This window comes from Hyella patelloides LEGE 07179, assembly GCF_900659865.1.
Classification (GTDB): domain Bacteria; phylum Cyanobacteriota; class Cyanobacteriia; order Cyanobacteriales; family Xenococcaceae; genus Hyella; species Hyella patelloides.
In genome coordinates this window covers 1-7,148 of sequence record NZ_LR214377.1, presented here as the reverse complement: position 1 = coordinate 7,148, position 7,148 = coordinate 1, and the positions used below count along the sequence as shown (strand labels likewise).

Sequence of the window (7,148 nt, the reverse complement as noted above, 5' to 3'; positions counted from 1 at the left end):
ATTAGGCTTATTATCCCTAATTTAACCATATTCCCTATTTCTTTGTACTAGTCCCATATTTGAGAATATATGTTCTATTTAAATGAGGGATTTTTCCTCAAAGTGTAACCCTCGTTTGAACAACGCCGATTTGTAGAGCAATTCATCTGGCGAGCACGTAGTGCCACAGCGATGCCCTATCGCGATCGCCTTGGGGGGCAAAAAACATAATCTTTACATATTACATTTTGACGTGCGAAAAGAGAATTGATGGTTACAGAGGAGAACATAATTTTTCTAGTTTTGTTCCCTGGATTGGTGAAATGCAATTGTATAATCGGCAGCAACGAGAACAATTAGGCACATCCGCTGGTTTATCTGCGATCGCTCATCATTACCTACTACCTGGAATTTTGCTAACTATTTTGGCGACTCCCACAGAGCGGTCGTAGCGATAATTCAAGATGAAGAGTAACTACGCCTATTTTCGGTTTTATGGTTCACTCAATGATTTTCTGCCTTTATTTAGAAGACAGCAAGGCTTTAGGTATCTGGTTCGCGGTAATCCCTCCATTAAAGATACCATCGAAGCTTTGGGCGTTCCTCATCCAGAAGTGGAATTAATTCTCGCCAATGGTCGGTCGGTCAACTTCCTCCCTGTATTGTTACTCCTCAGCTTGATGCCGATGCCTGCTGTGCTGCTGCCTGGTTTCAGCTGACGCGCTCTTGTTTGAAACAGTCAACTGTTGACCGACTAAGGGCGATCGCCTGTTCGCCCTTACCTCATTTTTGGAATTAATCTTCCCAATATATTCCCCCTTCATATGTCAAGATTAATTCTATATTATTAACAATTTCAGGATTTAGGAATCCATCCTTTATCAAACTGTCAGGCACTTTAGTTAAGTCGAAATCAATAACCCAATCTCCAAACCAATTATCAGCAACACTTTCATTAATTGAATTATCATTCTCATTAATGAGATTATTTTCCCCAATCTTAATAGTGGCAAACTCTAAAGGTGATAACACATCAGGAGCATCAAGTTTAAAGATTATTTCTGTAAGTTTGGTATCTTCGATATGAGGTGGAATAATCTCTTCTGAAATGTGAAAATTCAACTTTTGCGAATCCGTATCTGTGTTTGAATTGATAAAAGTATGCCATTCCCCTGGAAATGCTTGTTTGAGGTTGAAATAATACGCTTCAGAATAAGATTTTAGTGCATCTAAACTGGTGACATCTTCCCTAAACTTATCTCCTCCATCTAAAGCTGTGTAACTCAAGGTAATAATCACATCGGAAATGGTGTCAAAATTAATGCGATTGGTTTGTTTGGGTAAACTGAGTTCCCAGGTAGAAACTGCGCCATTGCCTTCAAAGGGTAAGTAGCGGGTATCCCAGTAAAAATTAAGTTCAAACAAGCCATTATCCATAGCCCCTCTGGAAATGGCAATTTTTTGATTGCGTCGCCAATTTGAGCGCAAAATTGACTCATCTGGTGGGTTTTCCCCTCCAGCCAGTAGGTATTCAACTGCATTAATATCAGGTTTTAGCAGTGTCTTGTTAGAGGTTTGGGTTAAGGTGGCGCTGATGTTTTGATAGGGACCAACAACTGCGGGGATGGAAACAGCAATGGTTTTTATTTGACGAGCGTAGTGACCGGGGAAGTCAAAGTCAAAAAGTTTTTCACTCAATTCAAATTCGCATTTTCCTGTTTCTTTCAATTGTTGGAAAGCTTGGGGATTTAGTTGTAGCAGCGAGATGGTTTTCTCAATTTCCAAACGACGGACGTTACCTTCAATGTAGGCTTTTTCTAGTTGATTTAAACCTAACATTAAACTTTCTCCAGCTAGCAATCCTTTTTTCAAGCTGTCCCAATAATCGAAGTTAATATGGGTGTCGTCTTTATTGAGTTCGTATTGGTAAGCACTTTGGGTTGCCATTGCCATATCCAGAGCAATTTTGTAGGTTTGGAAGTAGAGGATCGAGAGGCGACTAACCATCCATTGATATAGCTCTTGATTGGTAAACTTGCCTTTGAGGAAGTCTTCTATTTCTTTGGCTTGCTCAATGCTTTTTTCGTGTATTTTTAGTTCTTGTTCAGCAATGGCTTGTCGAATTTTGTGAGCTTCTATCTGATATTCGATTTGCTGAACTTCGATTTCAGCTAAATTCTTTTGTAGCTTCCAGTCACTCCGTCTGCGCTTGTATTGAGAACCAGTGCTGATAAGCCCAGCCTTCTGGTTAAGAATGTTAGCATTTTTCTCGGTAACGTCAGCTATAGCTTCGGTGGCTGCGCCCGGTTTCGTACCCCCACTAGCTAATCCAAAGATTGTGGGGAGGAGATGACCTGGTGCACTCTGTTTGCGGATGTAAGAGGAAGCCTTCAGGAATAATATGGCAAAAGACCTCTTTGCCAGATCTATTTTTTCTAGTGCATTCAGGTTTTCATCGTACAGTTTTTGATAGTGGGTTTTTCGTTTATCTGCATTTGCTTTGCTCTGGTTCAGAGAATTCAATGTTTCATTTGCCTCTTCAATTTGCTTTTCTTTAGTTGTGGTAATCAGTTTCAAGATGCTTTGCTCGTGGCTGCTTCTAAGCAATGTTAGTTCTTCTGCATCTTTTTTCTCCAACGCACTTAATAAAGATGCACCCAATTGAATCAGCGTGGAGGTGATGTTTTTGGCTCGCTCCAGCATATAATCAAAACGATAGTTGGGAACCGCAGGGGTTAATTGGGAAACCACACTCAGAGGTGTTGTTCCTGCTGCGACTGCTCTAACTAGTTCGATGGGGTCGAGCGGAGGTTGGAATAGTGCTAGTTGTCGTCTTATTCCTTCAATACTCAAGGAATGACGAATTTTATAAAGCCGATCTTCTACTCGCTCCCAATAGGCAATAAATTGTTCGTTTTCTGGAGCGCAGAAGTAGGTATTAAGATCGTTAAATGGCGTGCTGGTAATCGTTATGCGGGTAGGATCGCTAACGCTATGCTCTAGGTCGATTAGAAACTGGGGAATGCCATCTTCATCACTTTCATATTGTTTTTTGATTTCTTGGAATGTTTTCGGCTCTGGTACTTGCCTTTTGCCTAAGTTTTCTGGTTCTTCTCCCAGTAAATCGTAAGCCAGTATATAGAGTATTGTTGCCTCACTAATGGATTCTCGGTTATCTTGGGCAAATAATAAATCTCCCCAGTCGAGCAAGTTGTCAATGTATTTCATGACGATCGCTTTTTCGTAAGCGCCGATTCTCAATCGAGCGATCGCGTGGGGGTCGAAAGGATTATTATTGTAGGCATCAATCGCTGCGTCGTTACTTAATACATCTTCCAGTTTTTGTAGGGTATTGCCTCGGAACGGCAGAAAACGCCAAAAGCGATCGCTTTGATTTTTGCTAGCATCAGAAATTTGCTCTGCACTAAGAGCTATATACCCAATATTGACCTCAGCAATTTGTCCTTGAAAATAGTCTGTGTTGTCATATTTTTTACCTAGGAAAACATCTGATTGGGCATTAATTGCTGTGCTTTCGCCACCATAAATCACGTCATCAACTAAGACACCATCAAAATATAATTTTCCCGAACGCTCTCCATCACGTATAGCAGTCACATAATGCCATCGATCGTTATTAACCTCTACATCTGAACTAGCACGATCGGGAGGAGTGTTACCATTGTTAAAAGCAAATTTAACTAATCCCTCTTCCAGGTAAATACGCCAAAAATCATTATTATCATTATTAGTACCAGCAGAAATTAGCGTGCCAGAAGATTCTGTAGTTTTGAACCATAGCCCAACGCTAAACTCCCTTTGCTTAAAATCGCCAACACCATTTTCTCCACTAGGAATTTTGACATAACTCTGATTGTTAAAACTCAAGACATTTCTGGAGCTTGCATTGGGAAAATCATTGACTGTCTCCCATTGGAAATCACCTTCTATTGTTCCGAAGTTGCCACCGATGGGATCGCGGAGAACATTTCCACTCCCCTCATTAATTGACCAATAACCAGCTAGGTTTGGGTGATTAAATTTAGGCTTTGTAGGGTTGAAAATGTAGTGATACCATTTCTGGGCTTCTTCAAACCGTTGGTTGGAGTTGAGAGTGTTGGCGACTAAAAAGGGGATGTGGAAAAATATTTCCCAGAAGTAAATTCCTAAAGGTCCATCAAAATCTAATGGTCTGCTATTAGGAGAATTGACAAAGTCTGTAGGAGAGAAGCGATCAAAATTTAATTCAGGTGTGAGTTGCGAATCAAGGGTCAGTAAATTATCCAAACCACCTACAAACATTTTTTGACTGAATTGTCGAATAGTGGTGGTGTTTGTTCTTTTGAAGGTAAATTTTAGCTCTTCTAGATTAGAAATATCAGCAGCATCATAGGATAGGGCGATTTCATCATTTTGAGTAACTGCCTTTAAGCTATCGTCAATCTGTTGGAAACCATTCGCTTGTTGAGGAAAAGCCAGAAAAGCCTCGTCTCCATTATCGAAAGTGAACCACTCTGGTTGATTGTCGATTCCTCTGACGGAGACATTGGACTTAGATATGTTTTTTGTTATTAATGGGATGAATGGGATTGAAGCATTAAAGATTTGCTCGTCACTAAGAGCTACATTCCAAATACTGACTTCAGCAATTTGACCTTTAAAATATTGTTCTGGTTGCCCATTATTTTGTCTCGCACCAATAAGAACAGGGGTGGAATCATCAGGAGGATTGCCTCTAAAAGGTTGAGAATCTGTAAGCTTACCATTAATATAAATTTTTAAAGTGTTTCCATCGTAGGTAGTAGCTACATGAATCCACTCACCAAAGGTCACAGTTTTATTAGACGATATATCAAACGGTGGTGTATTACGATAAGAACGAATTTTTCCATCTTCCACGTCCATGTAATAAGTCGCACTTACACCACCATTAAATTTACTAATAATTGTTCCCCGGCGTTCGGGTTTTATCCAAGCAGCCATGGTATAACTTTTGAACCCATCAAACCGAAGATGACTTTGTTCGCCTAAATCTACATAAGCATTATTACCATCCAGCCTTAGCACCTTACGAGAAAAGTTCTTGACTGTTTCAAGTTTGGCATTCCCTTTTAAAGTCCCATTTGTGTTGCCTACGGAATCGACAATTTTATTCCCACTAAGCTCATTCATTGACCAATATCCCACCAGTCCAATCAAAGGGTAACGATCTCTGGAATCATCAGCATAGTCAGCATGGTTATCATACAAAACATTATCTGTTGGAATTGCCATCAATTTACTGTCAGATATTACGCTTCGTCTGGCATTAGAGGGCTTATTCTCCAAGATTACTTTTGTATTTTCTTGCAGTAAATCAATGCTCAAACAGATGCCTGGGTTTTGGTCTTGGGTCACATAAGATTCATCCTGTTGAAGCAAATCGCCAAATAAGGTGAGAATTTTTTCGGGTTCTGAACCATTACTAGGTATGGGCAGTGCAGTGACTTTACGCCATAGGTTGTCACTAAGTTGGTCGTAGTTTTCGATAACAATATCTTTGGCTAGGGTTTGGGGTTGTATCCACTGTTTGCCAAATTTTTGGAATGAATACTTAATTGTTGCTTTGGTTTCAGTTTCGACTTCCTGTGCATTCCCTTCTTGTTTTGTTTTTTCTATTTGCAGGACTTCTACCCAAAAGATAAACAGCTTGTTAAAGGCATAAGTTGCGTTAATATATTCGGAGTTAATGACCAAATCAATTTTCTCCCAAGCTTCCCAGGTTGGGTTCTTCGCTTCGGGATTGATGCACTTCCGGTAATAATAAGTGTAGGGTTCAGTGGCAGTGCGACCAAATAGATATAGGGTGTCTTGCGCTTCAAAATTCTTTTCTACGGTGCAGCGATAGCCCCCTGCTGGTTTGAGTTGGGCAATTTCGGTAAATTGCTCAAAATAGTTTTGGTAAGCTGTTTCTACCGATTCTGGAGTGATATCTGATTGCAGTAACTCTTCTTCAAATTCTTGATAAATCGGGCTTTTTATCTTTCGCAGACTAGGATCTAGATAATTTTCGGGATACAAGAATACTTTGCGATTTGCTTCCCAAACTCGGTAATTCATCATCCATTGCCACCAATTTTCGGGAATATCTAGTTTTTCTACCCCTGGTTCTAATCCCATTTGGCAGCGATGTAAATAAGTTTGAATGGCGAGAGTTGCTTCTTTGATGATGGAAATCGAGATTGCACTGGAGGTTTCTACATCAATTAGTAGTTCTTGGGAAAGATGGCGCAAGTTTTCATATTTCTGTTTCCAGATTATCCAAGCTGTTAGTACATCCCGCTTGTGTTCGTTCAGTTCACCTTCAAGTTTTTCCCTAACTTGAATCCATTGTTCATCATCGTATTTAGCTTTGGTAACTTCCCTGACTGCTTGAGAAGCATTTTGATAGAGTTCCCAATTTTCCGATTCTCCCACAACGGTCAAGTTTTCCAGCTTCAGCAACTTAATAAACCAGGAAATATTCACCCCAAGATGGTGACTTAAGTTAAAGCATTGTTTTAGTTTAGTGATGCCTTCAACTGTCTTGTGTAAATCCCTACCAAGATTTAACTGATCGCTTTCTTGGTTCTCTGGTGGGGAAACCAGTAGAGAAATTTGTTCTGGCTTCCAACCAGTAATTGTAGCCAGTTCCTCAATATGATTATTTGACTCATTTTCAGAGACAGAGGCAAAATATTCAACAAGTTCATTTTTTTCATCACCAAAAGCTGCAATTAATCCTTTAAAGTGATGAATATTTTGGATGTTGTTGATGCTTAATTGGGATAGTTCGTTAATACCAAAAGCTTCTTTATTGTCTCCAATGCTCTGAAGTTCAGTGGGAGTAAGTTCTAGTTTCTGAGTTAGTATTAGTATTCTTGAGAGAAATCGGAAAAACTCGACAATCTCCGACCATTCTTGCTCTTGTTTGACTGGAGTCATACGAAATCTGACATAATCGGGAGTTTGAGTAGCAATAGAAGTTAAATCAAGTAAACTAATGGCTAAATCAGCTTCAATAGCAAAAAGTTGAGAAAGACAGAATAACCCTGTGGTCATCTAATTTTTTAAACAGTAATCCCAAAGAGCGACTCGACAAATTTTTTTTGTCCCAAAACATCATTTTTAGCAACTCCTTCTACTTGACC

The 7,148-nt window shown here is 39.7% G+C and carries 2 protein-coding genes and 1 pseudogene; 2 read left to right on the top strand and 1 reads right to left on the bottom strand.

From position 1 onward, the window contains the following. Window positions 1-227 precede the first annotated feature (227 nt). Both H1P_RS34700 and H1P_RS34695 read left to right on the top strand, forming a co-directional pair. Entirely contained in the window at window positions 228-431 is a 204-nt protein-coding gene (locus H1P_RS34700) for a hypothetical protein (protein ID WP_186376328.1), read from the top strand. A gap of 12 nt (window positions 432-443) precedes the next feature. Further along, window positions 444-632 (top strand): annotated as a pseudogene (locus H1P_RS34695) (ubiquitin family protein); the annotation flags it as partial. 142 nt (window positions 633-774) lie between these two features. Here the strand turns inward: H1P_RS34695 and H1P_RS34690 are convergent. Continuing rightward, window positions 775-7,059: a Tc toxin subunit A-related protein gene (locus tag H1P_RS34690; RefSeq protein WP_144876225.1), complete on the bottom strand. Its 6,285-nt coding sequence runs from the start codon at window positions 7,057-7,059 to the stop codon at window positions 775-777. Window positions 7,060-7,148 lie beyond the last annotated feature (89 nt).